We start from the raw sequence: 13,455 nt of genomic DNA, 5'->3' as shown, positions 1-13,455 counted from the left end.
TTACATTTCTCACTGAGCAGTTTTTGAATTCAAACTTGCGGAGTCAATCATGCTTAACCAGCTCGATAACCTGACGGAGCACGTCAGAGGAAGTAACAAACTGGTTGATCGCTGGCTACATGTACGTAAGCATCTGCTCGTGGCTTACTACAATCTGGTTGGCATTAAGCCTGGTAAAGAATCGTACATGAGGCTAAATGAAAAAGCCCTTGATGATTTTTGCCAGAGCCTGGTCGATTACTTGTCTGCCGGACATTTCAGTATTTATGAACGCATTCTTCATAAGCTGGAAGGCAACGGACAACTCGCTCGCGCCACGAAGATTTGGCCCCAGCTTGAAGCCAATACCCAACAGATTATGGATTACTACGATTCCAGCCTGGAAACCGCCATCGATCACGATAATTACCTTGAGTTTCAACAGGTTTTATCTGACATCGGCGAGGCGCTGGAAGCGCGCTTTGTGCTGGAAGATAAGCTGATTCTGCTGGTGCTTGATGCCGCTCGCGTCAAACATCCTGCTTGAGTTCTGCGCGGTTAACGCGTAATTTACAGCCAACGCCCCGTCTGCGGGGCTAATTTCTTGTCGGAGTGCCTTAACTGGCTGAGACCGTTCATTCGGGATCCGCGGAACCTGATCAGGCTAATACCTGCGAAGGGAACAAGAGTTAATCTGCTATCGCATCGCCTTTGCGGCGATCGTCTCTTGCTTCATCCGTCGTCTGACAAGCCACGTCCTTAACTTTTGGAATGAGCTATGTCTGCAACAAAACTGACCCGCCGCGAACAACGCGCCCAGGCCCAACATTTTATCGATACTCTGGAGGGCACCGCTTTTCCGAACTCAAAACGCATTTACATCACCGGCACACACCCCGGCGTGCGCGTGCCAATGCGTGAGATCCAGCTTAGCCCGACGCTAATCGGCGGTAGCAAAGAACAGCCGCAGTACGAAGAAAACGAAGCGATTCCGGTCTATGACACCTCCGGCCCGTATGGCGACCCACAGATCGCCATTAACGTGCAGCAAGGGCTGGCAAAACTGCGCCAGCCGTGGATCGATGCACGCGGCGATACCGAAGAACTTACCGTGCGCAGTTCCGATTACACAAAAGCGCGGCTGGCAGATGATGGCCTCGACGAGCTGCGTTTTAGTGGCGTATTAACGCCAAAACGCGCCAAAGCAGGCCGCCGCGTCACACAGTTACACTATGCCCGCCAGGGTATCATCACGCCGGAGATGGAGTTCATCGCCATCCGCGAGAATATGGGCCGCGAGCGCATACGTAGCGAAGTTTTACGCCACCAGCATCCGGGAATGAGTTTTGGCGCACGCTTGCCGGAAAATATCACCGCGGAATTCGTCCGTGATGAGGTCGCTGCCGGACGCGCGATTATCCCCGCCAACATTAATCATCCTGAATCAGAACCGATGATTATTGGTCGCAATTTCCTGGTAAAAGTTAACGCCAATATCGGCAACTCGGCGGTCACCTCTTCCATCGAAGAAGAAGTGGAAAAGCTGGTATGGTCCACGCGCTGGGGAGCAGATACCGTGATGGATCTTTCCACCGGTCGCTATATTCACGAAACCCGCGAGTGGATTTTGCGTAACAGCCCGGCGCCGATCGGCACTGTGCCGATCTACCAGGCGCTGGAGAAAGTGAACGGGATCGCTGAAGATCTTACCTGGGAAGTCTTCCGTGACACGCTGCTGGAACAGGCCGAGCAAGGTGTGGATTACTTCACTATCCATGCGGGCGTGCTGCTGCGCTACGTACCGATGACCGCGAAACGCCTGACCGGCATCGTCTCTCGCGGCGGTTCGATTATGGCGAAATGGTGCCTCTCCCATCATCAGGAAAATTTCCTCTATCAACACTTCCGCGAAATTTGTGAAATCTGTGCCGCTTATGATGTTTCGCTGTCGCTGGGCGACGGCCTGCGCCCCGGTTCTGTTCAGGACGCCAACGATGAAGCGCAGTTTGCCGAGCTGCATACGCTGGGCGAACTGACCAAAATCGCCTGGGAATATGACGTACAGGTGATGATTGAAGGCCCCGGGCATGTGCCGATGCAGATGATTCGCCGCAATATGACCGAGGAGTTAGAGCACTGCCACGAAGCGCCATTTTACACTCTCGGGCCGCTGACCACCGATATTGCGCCAGGTTATGACCACTTCACGTCGGGGATTGGTGCAGCGATGATCGGCTGGTTTGGCTGTGCGATGCTCTGCTACGTAACGCCAAAAGAGCACCTGGGTCTGCCCAATAAAGAAGACGTTAAGCAAGGTCTTATCACCTACAAGATTGCCGCCCACGCTGCCGACCTGGCAAAAGGGCATCCGGGCGCGCAAATTCGCGATAACGCGATGTCGAAAGCCCGCTTCGAATTTCGCTGGGAGGACCAGTTTAATCTGGCTCTCGACCCGTTTACCGCCCGCGCTTATCACGATGAAACTCTGCCGCAAGAGTCCGGCAAGGTCGCCCATTTTTGCTCCATGTGTGGGCCGAAATTCTGCTCGATGAAAATCAGTCAGGAAGTGCGCGATTACGCTGCCGCACAAACCATTGAAGCGGGAATGGCGGATATGTCGGAGAACTTCCGCGCCAGAGGCGGAGAAATCTACCTGCGTAAGGAGGAAGCGTGATGTATCAGCCTGATTTTCCTCCTGTGCCCTTTCGTTTAGGACTGTACCCGGTGGTGGACAGCGTACAGTGGATCGAACGCCTGCTGGATGCAGGCGTGCGCACCCTCCAGCTACGCATCAAAGATCGGCGCGATGAAGAGGTTGAAGCCGATGTTGTGGCGGCAATTGCGCTGGGCCGCCGCTATAACGCACGACTGTTTATCAACGATTACTGGCGACTGGCGATCAAACATCAGGCCTATGGCGTCCATCTGGGGCAGGAAGATTTGCAGGCCACCGATCTCAGCGCCATCCGCGCGGCAGGTCTGCGGCTGGGCGTTTCGACCCATGATGATATGGAAATCGACGTCGCGCTGGCTGCACGCCCTTCTTATATCGCGCTGGGACATGTGTTCCCGACACAAACCAAGCAGATGCCTTCCGCACCACAGGGGCTGGAACAGCTGGCACGGCATGTTGAGCGCCTGGCTGATTATCCCACCGTGGCGATTGGCGGTATCAGTCTGGCGCGCGCGCCTGCGGTGATGACGACGGGTGTCGGCAGTATCGCCGTCGTCAGCGCCATTACTCAAGCCGCAGACTGGCGTTTGGCAACGGCACAGCTGCTGGAAATTGCAGGAGTTGGCGATGAATGACCGTGACTTTATGCGTTATAGCCGCCAAATCCTGCTCGACGATATCGCTCTGGACGGGCAGCAAAAACTGCTCGACAGCCAGGTGCTGATTATTGGTCTTGGCGGGCTGGGTACACCTGCTGCGCTATACCTGGCGGGCGCAGGCGTCGGGACGCTGATACTGGCAGATGACGACGATGTGCATTTAAGCAATCTACAACGACAAATCCTCTTTACCACTGAAGATATCAACAGCCCGAAATCGCAGGTCAGCCAACAGCGACTGACACAGTTGAATCCCGACATTCAACTGACGGCATTGCAACAACGATTAACAGGTGAGGCGTTAAAAGATGCGGTTGCACAAGCCGATGTGGTGCTCGACTGTACCGACAATATGGCGACTCGCCAGGAGATTAATGCCGCCTGCGTGGCACTCAACACGCCGCTAATCACCGCCAGCGCGGTCGGATTTGGCGGTCAGTTGATGGTACTGACGCCGCCCTGGGAGCGGGGGTGTTACCGCTGCCTGTGGCCAGATAACCAGGAACCTGAACGCAACTGCCGCACGGCGGGCGTGGTTGGCCCGGTGGTCGGGGTTATGGGCACGTTGCAGGCACTGGAAGCAATTAAGTTATTAAGCGGTATAGAGACGCCTGCGGGAGAACTCCGACTGTTCGACGGTAAGTCGAGCCAGTGGCGCAGCCTGGCGTTGCGCCGCGCCAGTGGTTGCCCGGTATGTGGAGGATGCAATGCAGATCCTGTTTAACGATCAACCGATGCAATGCGCCGCCGGACAAACCGTTCACGAGCTGCTGGAGCAACTCAATCAACAACAAGCGGGTGCGGCGCTGGCGATTAATCAGCAAATCATCCCGCGCGAACAGTGGGCGCAACATATCGTGCAGGATGGCGACCAGATCCTGCTTTTTCAGGTTATTGCAGGGGGTTGAGATGTTACGTATTGCGGACAAAACGTTTGATTCACATCTGTTTACCGGCACCGGGAAATTCGCCTCTTCACAACTGATGGTGGAGTCTATTCGCGCTTCCGGCAGTCAACTGGTGACGCTGGCAATGAAACGCGTCAACTTGCGCCAGCACAACGACGCTATCCTCGAACCGCTTATCACGGCGGGTGTGACCCTGCTGCCGAATACTTCCGGGGCGAAAACGGCAGAGGAAGCGATCTTCGCCGCCCATCTGGCACGTGAAGCGTTAGGCACAAACTGGCTAAAATTAGAGATTCACCCTGACGCCCGCTGGCTGTTGCCCGATCCTATCGAAACCCTGAAAGCCGCCGAAACGCTGGTGCAACAGGGATTTGTCGTGCTGCCTTACTGCGGTGCCGATCCGGTGTTGTGCAAACGTCTGGAAGACGTCGGCTGTGCAGCGGTGATGCCGCTCGGCGCGCCGATTGGCTCTAATCAGGGGCTGGAAACCCGCGCCATGCTGGAGATTATTATCCAGCAAACTACGGTTCCGGTGGTTGTCGATGCTGGCATCGGCGTTCCCAGCCATGCCACGCAGGCGCTGGAAATGGGGGCCGATGCAGTGTTAGTGAATACGGCGATTGCCGTCGCGGACGATCCCATCAACATGGCGAAGGCATTTCGTCTGGCGGTTGAAGCGGGCCTGCTGGCACGTCAGGCCGGACCGGGCAGCCGCAGTCATTTTGCTCATGCCACCAGCCCACTGACCGGATTTCTGGAGGCATCGGCATGAAAACCTTCAGCGATCGCTGGCGACAACTGGACTGGGACGATATCCACCTGCGTATCAACAGCAAAACGGCTGCTGACGTAGAGCGAGCGCTAAATGCCTCGCAACTCACCCGCGACGATATGATGGCGCTGTTATCACCTGCCGCCAGTGACTATCTGGAACCCCTGGCCCAGCGAGCGCAGCGTCTGACTCGCCAGCGATTTGGCAACATCGTCAGCTTCTACGTCCCGCTCTATCTTTCTAATCTTTGCGCTAACGACTGCACCTATTGTGGATTTTCCATGAGCAACCGCATCAAGCGCAAAACGCTGGATGAAGCGGATATCGCCAGAGAAAGCGCCGCTATCCGGGAGATGGGCTTTGAACATTTGTTGCTGGTCACCGGTGAACATCAGGCGAAAGTGGGGATGGATTACTTTCGTCGTCATCTCCCTGCTCTGCGTGAGCAGTTCTCTTCACTACAGATGGAAGTGCAACCGCTGGCGGAAGCAGAATACGCCGAGTTAAAGCAACTTGGTCTCGATGGAGTGATGGTTTATCAGGAGACGTATCACGAGGCGACATACACCCTCCATCATCTGAAAGGCAAAAAACAGGACTTTCTCTGGCGTCTGGAAACACCGGATCGGCTGGGCCGTGCGGGGATTGATAAGATAGGCCTCGGCGCGCTAATTGGCCTTTCCGACAGCTGGCGCGTTGACTGCTATATGGTTGCAGAACATTTGCTATGGCTGCAACAGCATTACTGGCAAAGCCGCTACTCTGTCTCCTTCCCACGCCTGCGTCCATGTACTGGCGGCATTGAGCCTGCGTCGATTATGGATGAACGCCAGTTAGTGCAAACCATCTGCGCCTTCCGGCTGCTTGCGCCGGAGATTGAACTGTCACTCTCCACGCGGGAATCACCGTGGTTTCGCGATCGCGTTATTCCGCTGGCAATTAATAACGTCAGCGCTTTTTCGAAAACGCAGCCAGGTGGTTATGCCGACAATCACCCCGAGCTGGAACAGTTCACACCGCACGACGATCGCAGACCTGAAGCGGTTGCCGCCGCATTAACCGCTCAGGGTTTGCAGCCAGTATGGAAAGACTGGGACAGTTATCTGGGACGCGCCTCGCAAAAGCTATGAGACGGAATGTAACAACATAAATTTATTCCGAGCCGCTACGGAAGATGAAAAACGCAAGGTTGTTGAAAGCGTTGTGTTTTTTATGGTAGTGCCGTCAGCAGGAATGTTGTCCAGGGCGAAAAGCTTCTTCCTCGTTTCGCCCTGCCTTTCTTAAAATAACGTCTCAGTACGCTATTTCATAATTGCCAGAAGAAATAACCATTTCAATAAGACAACTATTTTAACGGACACGACATAAAGTTTTAATTGCAAAGCAAGAGCGCCGTCAAAAAAAGAGAATGCAATAACAGGATATAATAATTTTACCCTCACCAAAATATGGTCAAGAATATCATGTCAGTTTACCCCAAAAAGGCGTTATCGATTCATAGTGATGAATTTCACTTATACGGAAACGTAATTTCTGTAATAAATGTAGATTCATTGCTTAAATACCTTAAAGATGAAATTTCTGTACCAGCGGATCAGGTGGCGTATGTCAGAAGCGATGAGCGCTTAAACCGATACTCCGCCGTGAGCGACATTCAGTGCCAAATCTATGGTGAAATGCCCGTTCAGGCTGGGTATGTTTGCGGGGTAAATACCACCCAGAATGGCTTTGAATATCACCAGGGGAGTGAAGTCATTATCGCCGCCAGCGACTTTTTCCTGTTTTTAGGTAAACGAGGGTTGATGCAGGGAGACACGTTTAATGGTGAACTTGCAGAGCCATTTTTCATTCCGGCAAAATCGGTGATTGAACTTTATAGCACAACGCTACATTACTGCCCTATTAGTATCAATGCACAACCTTTTAGCGCAGCGATTATTCTTCTTGATGGAACTAATGAAGATATTGATGGCAAGAAAAAACCCACAATATTGAGCAAGCGAAATACCTGGTTTATCGCTCATGAAAGTTTCACTGAGCATCCTTGCCCATTATTAAAAGGGCCGCATCTTTGCGTTAATGATATTATTCAGGTGTGAAAATGGCGAAGATTTCTCTTCGCCTCCTCTTTACCCGGCAATTACCGCCACGCTGTCTTTTGTTCGCACGCGTGGTGGCATGGTCAAACCGCAGCGATCCCACTCATTCCCCTGCCATGCACTCGCAGAATAATAATGATTCGCAGCCGATGGGTAGACTACTACCGCCAGTTCATTACGCTTTTTCAGCAAAGACTGTGGCAAGGTGAAGCGATATTCCGGCCAGCCCTTTTCGGCAATTAACGTATCGTTAAGCCAGATAGCAACGCTTCCCTGCACTTGCGGTAAATAAAGCTCAATATCGTCGGTAATCGTCTCCAGCGCAAAGTGTAACTGATAACGTCCCGGACCACACCACGTCTCCATCCCCTGCTGCTCCCACCCTTTTGTTACCTCAATGGGGCGGGAAACGTTATCCACCAGCAGCTGCCAGCGCTTATCCAGCACCACCTCGTGGCGACTTTCCGCTACCTGTAATGAGAAACAACGGGCCTGCCAGGGTTCGATTTGTAGCGGATAACTTCCCATGAGATGCTCTTCCAGCACTGAAACCTCTCCCGTTGCAAGATGCCACTCCGACAACTGCCCGCTGAGGCCCGGAAAATGTAGCCAGCCGTAGAGCGGGGTATCACCGTCGTTAAATACGCTGACGTAACGTGATGTGTCATCCTGCGTAATTCGCGTCCAGACGGCAGTTTTCCGAGGGGGACACTCAACAAAGGGACGATCGTTTTTCAGCGTGTCGGCTAACGTGCTGCACTGCGGTTGCGCCTCAATCAGTTTTTGCAGCCTTTCGGTGAGAGAACGGTCTTCACCTTTTTCCTCGCTATATGCCGCAAGCTCACCGGCGATCAGAAGCTGACCGCCAGCGGCGACAAAGTGCTCCAGTTGGCTGAGCGTGGCGGCTGATTTCACCACCTTAACGTCCGCTAACAGAAGCGCCGGGAAATTCATGCCGTTAATGCGCGTTCCATCAGCCTGGAGCAAATTCTCTTCATCAATAAAGAAATATTCAAATCCCTGAGCGCTGAGTTGTTTTGCCCAATATTCGCCTGACTGCCCTTCGTTGCCATCCACGCCACAGTGCCAGAAAGTCCGTTTGGGGTAGAGTACGCCAACATCAACATACGGCTCCCCCTGCTCAAGAAATTCGGCAAGGCGACCAGATTCCTGAGCAAACCCGGCGTGGAAGGCGTACCAAGGCTGGAAGTTAACGCCCGGCGCAAAATCAAAACGCGGGTTACTTAATACGTCGTCATTTGCCTCCCCATCCGTCAGCCAGAACGCATGCATCAAAAATTGCCGCGCACCAAGGAGGTGATGGCGCAATGCCTGCAACCGGATGTCATGCAGCGAAATTTCCCACTGCCCGGCGGCAAAATGCGTGTCTGGCTTCACCCGCGCATAATATTGCTCAACAATGCACCCTTTCCGCCCGTGAGCGCGCGCCACGGAGTCACCAACCTTCGCCGCCATCTGCGGCTCGCTATTTCGCGAATCGACAGCCGTAATATCCCGCCAGCCATCGAGAGCAAAGTAATCCATAGCAAAATTACACCGGTTATCTTCGGTGATGATTTTACTGGCGAAATTCCAGCTACTGACGTGACCTAATACTTCATGACCACTTAGCTGTATTCCCTGCTGGTGCGCCCATTCTGACAACGTACCAAAAAAGGCCCGCATCGCCTGGCTGGAATAACAGGAAAACAGCTCGCAGCGCCGACGTGCGGTACGACTGCCAATATCCATAACTAAGGACATCAGGTTTTCTGCCAGGCAGTAAGGTGCCTGTTGCAATGCATCAACGAACCTTTTTTCATACATTAAGGAGGATTTGACTGCGCCAGTATGTTCATTCCATTGCCAAAAACAGGCATGCGGCTGGTCGAAAAAAAGATACGCCACCGTCTTACCAAAATGATCGCCAAAAGCGCGGGCGTAAGGTTCGTAGCCAACACGAATAAAATTTTCTGCCGCCTCGGGCATCAGGTAATTAATCATCCGTGAGGTCAGGCAACGTGCCGCGGCAAAGAGCGTAATCACCGTGTCCGCTCCCCAGGGCAGATCGCTTCCCGTAAAGGTGACCTCAAATTCCTCTGTGGTTGCTTTGGTGATGCGGGCTAATGAAGAAACATCAACGATTTCATCCACATTGCACTGACCTGATGAAGAGGTGGCATACGCGGCGACAATTTCCCATTCATCCCACGCCGGTTTACCGCCAGCAAAAATCCACTCCATTCCACACTGCTGTAGCGCCTGCGCATCCGCAGAGCGGATCCCGGAAAGACGACATGTCAGTACATCTCCAGACCGGCTGGACTGGCTCCAGAAAAGATGGCGCTCACGCAGCTCGTCTCTCCCTTCAACAGTCCTTCCCCCGGCGTGCCCGGAAAGCCAGTTGTAATCATCGTAGATACCCATCATCAGTCCCATACTGGCAGCTTTATCAGCCGTGTAGCGGCAGGCTGCCAGCCACTGCTCACTGAGATAACTCTCCAGCGGAAGGCTCAAACGTGCGGCTATCTGAAATGAACCATACCCTCCCGCCTGCAATTGCCTCAGTTGGCTGTCGATCTGCTCTTTGCCTGGAATGGTATGCCAGAACCAGTAGGTTGCAGGTAGGTGCCATACATCAGGGTTTTTAAAGTTTTGGCGTGCCTGTGCTAACGAATCATTCATGACTTTCCCCCTTCTTAATCGGCGGAACATCACAATGGCAAATGTATGTCAAAATGGCATACAGCGCTGCGCCCACCAGCATCGCCACCACCACGCCAATATTTGCTGTCGCAAACACGCTGGTTTTGGTTTCTGCCGTCAGTAAGAAGCCGACCAGGTGAGCAATCCACGGATCGCCAGAGGTGATGGTCCCCATGCCGATAACCGAGGCAACAAACAGCGATAATAATGCCGTCCAGCGACCGTTACGTCCGCCAAGCCCGGCGGGCTGCGCCATATCAGTGTTCCAGTGCAAGCGCTTTTGCCGGGCAAAGTCGACAAGCTGGATCGCGCCCATCGATCCCAATACGACGGATACCGTCGCCAGGAATGACTGAAAGGTTGCGAGGAACGAGTCAGAAACAAACAATAAGTAGAAAGCACCGAATGCGATAATGACCGCATTGATCGCGGTAGTGGTTGAACGACTGGCTGGAACGCCCATTGCCAGCAATGCGAGGCCCGAGCTGTAAACACCTGTAATGGCTGCCGCCAGCAGGGAGATGATGATCACAATTGAAAACGGCACATAGAACCAAAACGGCAGGAACGAGGTTAAGGCCGCAATCGGTTCGGACGCTGCGGCTCCGCTCAGTTCCGGGTTACTGTCGGCCAGCAGGGCACCTAAAATTAGCAAGATGGAAACCGGAAACGAAATCCCAAGAGACGTCCAGAAAATCACTTTCCCGGCAGCGATTTTGCGCGGCAGATAGCGGGCGAAATCACCGCCATAGTTGAGAAAGCCCAGCCCAACCATCGTCATTGCCATAACCATGCCGCCGATAAACGTTAAAAACCCGGCATCAGGCGCGGCTCCCGCCTGCGACCAGTGAATATGCGGCAAGATCAGGATAATAAAGATGATGCTCATTCCGCCCGTTAACCATGCAATATACTTTTCTACCTTCATGATGAGCTGGTGGCCGTAGATGGCAACGGACATGGTCAATGCTAAGGTCACCACGAACCAGCCCAACAGGCACCCTAGGGTAGGGTGACCGTTTTCTGCGGCAAATACGGTTGGCCATAACCGTGCAAAGAGGGCGGCACCCGTGGTCGAGGACAGCGTAATAATGGTGATTTTCCAGCCCATATTGGAAATATAGGCAAATAATGTGGGGATCTTATTCCCATGATAACCAAAGGCAAATCGGGTCTGCGTTAAGGTAGGCAGCCCAGTGCGTGGCCCGCCAACGGCCAGAACCCCCACCAGCGTGCTTGATAAAAAATAACCCACAACACCGGCAACAATCGCCTGCCAGAGGCTTAACCCCAGTGAGTAAACATAAATCCCATAGGTAATACCGAGGATAGAGACATTCCATGAAAACCAGATCGGGAAAAGTCCGGCTGGCGAACCATAACGTTCGTTATCACTAACCGGGTTTACCCCATTGGTTTCGACCTTCATCGTACCTGAAACATCAGACGGGTTCTGGACTTGGCTCGTCATTTTATTTCCTCTCATATTGAGCAAGACGTGATAGTACGGCTTCATACTCAGGCATGTTCGATGCGCCTTCCCGCTCAACTGCCAGAGAAGCAAACGCAGAGGCAAATTTTGCTGAACTGAGCAACGACTGGCCCTGCGCAATCGCGGCAGCAAACGCACCGTTAAACGCATCCCCCGCACCGGTGGTGTCAATACTTACTGCTTTTAGCGCTGGAATATGGGTAAATTGTTCACCGTCATAAATCAGCGCCCCCTGAGAACCCATCGTAATAATGATGTTTTTTGCCCCCAAGGATTTTATGATTTGCGCCGCTTCTTTCGCGCTCTCGACATCATTAATTTCGACACCGGACATCAGCGACGCTTCTGTTTCATTCGGGGTCAGATAATCAACATACTGCAGGCATTCTTTTGCCCGGTCAGAATAAGGGGCCGGGTTAAGGATAGTTTTCACGCCCGACCGATGCGCCATATTTAATGCCAGCACAGTTGCTTCAAAGTTATTTTCCAGCTGCGTCAGAAATATTTTGGCATCCGTCAACTCGCCCGCAATACTGGCGACTTCCGCTTCAGTGATATATTGATTGGCGCCAGAATAAATCGCAATTTTATTTTCACCCGCAGGCTCTGAAACATATATTATGGCGCTTCCTGTTTTATGCTCTCCATCCTGGTAGAGGGTAAAACTGCGTATGTCGGATGAAGAGAGATGGTCATGCGCCATCTGGCCGAAATGGTCGTTGCCAACTTTGCCGACAAAGTGTACCTGCACGGGGCATTTACTGGCTGCCATCGCCTGGTTTGCGCCCTTACCGCCTGGTCCGATAATGGTATTGCTGGCAAGAATTGACTCGCCGCTTTTAGGGAAGCGATCAACCTTGGCAATAATATCGACATTAAAAGATCCTAATATACAAACTTTGCTTATCATTATTTTCCCTTTCTTGTTTGTCATCGAATTCTTTCGCCGGTTGACCTGATTGAGGAACTTTTCAATAGAGGTTCCAACGTTATTAACGGGCTGCGAATGGAAAATACGACGTAATATTATTGCTCCGCCGTGACAACGCTCAACAACCCCTTGCTCCGCTAATAAATTTAAGTCATTACGGATCGTTTCTTTACTGACAGAGAATAAGATGGCGAGTTGATTAACCGTAGCCCGCTCATGCTTATTCAAATATGCCAATATTTGACGTTGCCTTTCTTTTCCAAACATGATTTCACCTCACGTAACGTTTATATCTTTTGTAATTTTCTGATTCCATGAATCCTTTCACACTACCATCACGAAAACAAAAACAAACGGGAAATTTTTCGGGAAAGGGATTTTTATTCAACGGGATAGGAGTGGTGGGTGGGGAATGTTGTTTTGAAAGAAGAAACTCGAAAATGCGTGGGAAAGCGCTTTCAATCGTAACCGGAATGCCAAATAAATATCCTCCGGCATAGCCGGAGGTTTTTCAAATGCGCCTGTAAGGCTCTCTTACCAGCCGCGCCCTAACAGGCGCACACGATCTGACATTTGCATCCAACTTCCTTACTTACGGCCCGTAAACGGGCTGCCCGGATAGGGAATCGATAACTGCTCTCCCATTTTATCCTCTTCAAGCTGGTGCTTTATGTAATCCTGTATCTTCGCCGTGTTCTTACCCACCGTATCGACGTAGTACCCTCTGCACCAGAACTCCCTGTTCCTGTATTTGAATTTCAAATCCCCAAACTGCTCGTAAAGCATCAGACTGCTTTTCCCTTTCAGATATCCCATAAAGCCGGATACGCTCATTTTGGGCGGGATCTCCACAAGCATATGGATATGATCTGCACAGCATTCAGCTTCCAGAATCCGTACGCTTTTCCACTCACACAGCTTTCTCAAAATACTGCCTATTGCTCTACGCTTCTCTCTGTAGAACACCTGTCTTCGGTATTTTGGCGCAAAAACTATGTGATATTTACAGTTCCATCGGGTGTGCGCTAAGCTCTTTTCGTTCCCCATTGGGACCCCCTTTTGATTTCTTGTTTGACACTTGCAGTTGCCAGACCGCAAGGTGTTTTAACAAATCAAAAGGGGTTTTAATAACTGGCTCAAAGCTGAAAGCTTTCCAGAACCCCCAGCCTAGCTGGGGGTTTTCTGTGCACAAAAAAGCCAGTCAGTATGACCTGACTGGCTTATTTCTTAAGAAG

General features: G+C 52.1%; 12 protein-coding genes and 1 riboswitch. Of the genes, 8 read left to right on the top strand and 4 right to left on the bottom strand.

Going from position 1 to position 13,455, the window contains the following annotated elements:
• Positions 1–49: 49 nt before the first annotated feature.
• The 8 genes from PS053_RS15955 (at position 50) to PS053_RS15920 (ending at position 7,091) form a co-directional block, all read left to right on the top strand.
• Positions 50–526, top strand: a complete 477-nt coding sequence (locus PS053_RS15955) for an Rsd/AlgQ family anti-sigma factor (protein WP_000934293.1) — start codon at positions 50–52, stop codon at positions 524–526.
• 51 nt (positions 527–577) lie between these two features.
• A riboswitch (TPP riboswitch) is annotated at positions 578–678 on the top strand.
• Between the two features lie 79 nt (positions 679–757).
• Complete coding sequence (gene thiC, locus PS053_RS15950) at positions 758–2,653, top strand: phosphomethylpyrimidine synthase ThiC (RefSeq protein ID WP_059268842.1); 1,896 nt, start codon at positions 758–760, stop codon at positions 2,651–2,653.
• Positions 2,653–3,288, top strand: coding sequence for a thiamine phosphate synthase (gene thiE, locus PS053_RS15945; protein ID WP_125060778.1), 636 nt, complete (start codon positions 2,653–2,655; stop codon positions 3,286–3,288). The genes thiC and thiE overlap by 1 nt, the downstream gene beginning before the upstream one ends.
• A complete protein-coding gene (gene thiF, locus PS053_RS15940; RefSeq protein ID WP_256879492.1) occupies positions 3,281–4,036 on the top strand; it encodes a thiazole biosynthesis adenylyltransferase ThiF in 756 nt (251 codons plus the stop codon). The genes thiE and thiF overlap by 8 nt, the downstream gene beginning before the upstream one ends.
• Entirely contained in the window at positions 4,020–4,220 is a 201-nt protein-coding gene (gene thiS, locus PS053_RS15935) for a sulfur carrier protein ThiS (RefSeq protein WP_059216082.1), read from the top strand. Before thiF ends, thiS begins: the two co-directional genes overlap by 17 nt.
• Before the next feature lies 1 nt (position 4,221).
• Positions 4,222–4,992, top strand: coding sequence for a thiazole synthase (thiG, locus tag PS053_RS15930; RefSeq protein WP_256879493.1), 771 nt, complete (start codon positions 4,222–4,224; stop codon positions 4,990–4,992).
• Entirely contained in the window at positions 4,989–6,122 is a 1,134-nt protein-coding gene (gene thiH, locus PS053_RS15925; RefSeq protein ID WP_256879494.1) for a 2-iminoacetate synthase ThiH, read from the top strand. The genes thiG and thiH overlap by 4 nt, the downstream gene beginning before the upstream one ends.
• Positions 6,123–6,455: 333 nt before the next feature.
• Positions 6,456–7,091 (top strand): DUF4867 family protein, encoded by a 636-nt coding sequence (locus PS053_RS15920; protein ID WP_238530816.1) that lies wholly within the window; start codon positions 6,456–6,458, stop codon positions 7,089–7,091.
• 30 nt (positions 7,092–7,121) lie between these two features.
• Here PS053_RS15920 and PS053_RS15915 read toward each other — a convergent pair whose 3' ends face one another.
• From PS053_RS15915 to tnpA, 4 genes are all read right to left on the bottom strand, one after another.
• On the bottom strand, positions 7,122–9,776 hold the full coding sequence (locus PS053_RS15915; protein ID WP_256879496.1) for a hypothetical protein: 2,655 nt from the start codon (positions 9,774–9,776) through the stop codon (positions 7,122–7,124).
• Positions 9,769–11,268: a purine-cytosine permease family protein gene (locus PS053_RS15910; RefSeq protein ID WP_000203869.1), complete on the bottom strand. Its 1,500-nt coding sequence runs from the start codon at positions 11,266–11,268 to the stop codon at positions 9,769–9,771. Before PS053_RS15910 ends, PS053_RS15915 begins: the two co-directional genes overlap by 8 nt.
• Position 11,269: 1 nt before the next feature.
• Positions 11,270–12,487, bottom strand: coding sequence for a ribokinase (rbsK, locus tag PS053_RS15905; RefSeq protein ID WP_024165037.1), 1,218 nt, complete (start codon positions 12,485–12,487; stop codon positions 11,270–11,272).
• A gap of 321 nt (positions 12,488–12,808) precedes the next feature.
• Positions 12,809–13,267 (bottom strand): IS200/IS605-like element IS200C family transposase, encoded by a 459-nt coding sequence (tnpA, locus tag PS053_RS15900; protein ID WP_000526135.1) that lies wholly within the window; start codon positions 13,265–13,267, stop codon positions 12,809–12,811.
• Between the last annotated feature and the right edge of the window lie 188 nt (positions 13,268–13,455).

The sequence above is a fragment of the Escherichia albertii genome (assembly GCF_028622335.1).
GTDB lineage: Bacteria > Pseudomonadota > Gammaproteobacteria > Enterobacterales > Enterobacteriaceae > Escherichia > Escherichia albertii.
The sequence above is the reverse complement of the archived record's forward strand: the minus strand, read 5'-3'. Positions and strand labels throughout refer to the sequence as shown.

Excerpts from the sequence above, each read along its gene's own strand:
- PS053_RS15955 (WP_000934293.1), top strand. The coding sequence starts at position 50 with ATGCTTAACCAGCTCGATAACCTGACGGAGCACGTCAGAGGAAGTAAC.
- thiC (WP_059268842.1), top strand. The coding sequence starts at position 758 with ATGTCTGCAACAAAACTGACCCGCCGCGAACAACGCGCCCAGGCCCAA.
- thiE (WP_125060778.1), top strand. The coding sequence starts at position 2,653 with ATGTATCAGCCTGATTTTCCTCCTGTGCCCTTTCGTTTAGGACTGTAC.
- thiF (WP_256879492.1), top strand. The coding sequence starts at position 3,281 with ATGAATGACCGTGACTTTATGCGTTATAGCCGCCAAATCCTGCTCGAC.
- thiS (WP_059216082.1), top strand. The coding sequence starts at position 4,020 with ATGCAGATCCTGTTTAACGATCAACCGATGCAATGCGCCGCCGGACAA.
- thiG (WP_256879493.1), top strand. The coding sequence starts at position 4,222 with ATGTTACGTATTGCGGACAAAACGTTTGATTCACATCTGTTTACCGGC.
- thiH (WP_256879494.1), top strand. The coding sequence starts at position 4,989 with ATGAAAACCTTCAGCGATCGCTGGCGACAACTGGACTGGGACGATATC.
- PS053_RS15920 (WP_238530816.1), top strand. The coding sequence starts at position 6,456 with ATGTCAGTTTACCCCAAAAAGGCGTTATCGATTCATAGTGATGAATTT.
- PS053_RS15915 (WP_256879496.1), bottom strand. The coding sequence starts at position 9,776 with ATGAATGATTCGTTAGCACAGGCACGCCAAAACTTTAAAAACCCTGAT.
- PS053_RS15910 (WP_000203869.1), bottom strand. The coding sequence starts at position 11,268 with ATGACGAGCCAAGTCCAGAACCCGTCTGATGTTTCAGGTACGATGAAG.
- rbsK (WP_024165037.1), bottom strand. The coding sequence starts at position 12,487 with ATGTTTGGAAAAGAAAGGCAACGTCAAATATTGGCATATTTGAATAAG.
- tnpA (WP_000526135.1), bottom strand. The coding sequence starts at position 13,267 with ATGGGGAACGAAAAGAGCTTAGCGCACACCCGATGGAACTGTAAATAT.